Origin of the sequence: Bacillus cereus group sp. BfR-BA-01522, assembly GCF_022662635.1 — a bacterium.
In the GTDB taxonomy this organism is placed as follows: Bacteria; Bacillota; Bacilli; order Bacillales; family Bacillaceae_G; genus Bacillus_A; species Bacillus_A cytotoxicus.
Genome location: NZ_JAKUDY010000056.1, coordinates 1 through 299, shown reverse-complemented (window position 1 = coordinate 299; position 299 = coordinate 1). Strand labels below are relative to the sequence as shown.

Here is a 299-nt window from a genome sequence, read left to right as displayed (position 1 = left end):
ATATAGTTTTCCTTTTGATACTTTTCGATTTCTGCTACTAAATCAGCAGGGAACTTAATTAATTTTGAAATACGTTTCATGTTTTTCACTACCCTTTCAGTATATACTCGATACATTCTATATATTAAATATATAATTAGTGTATACCGAGAAGGAGGTAGAAATCAATGTTGGTCAAAAAGGCATACAAATTCCGTATCTACCCGAATAAAGAACAAGAAATACTGATTGCGAAAACAATCGGATGTTCTCGGTTTGTATTCAATCACTTTTTAGAGAAGTGGAATAACGTATACAAA

The 299-nt window shown here is 30.8% G+C and carries 1 protein-coding gene; it reads left to right on the top strand.

The window, feature by feature from the left end; genetic code table 11:
* Positions 1-167: 167 nt before the first annotated feature.
* The coding region (locus MR059_RS21620) for a helix-turn-helix domain-containing protein (RefSeq protein WP_242162036.1) at positions 168-299 on the top strand (132 nt) is incomplete at its 3' end.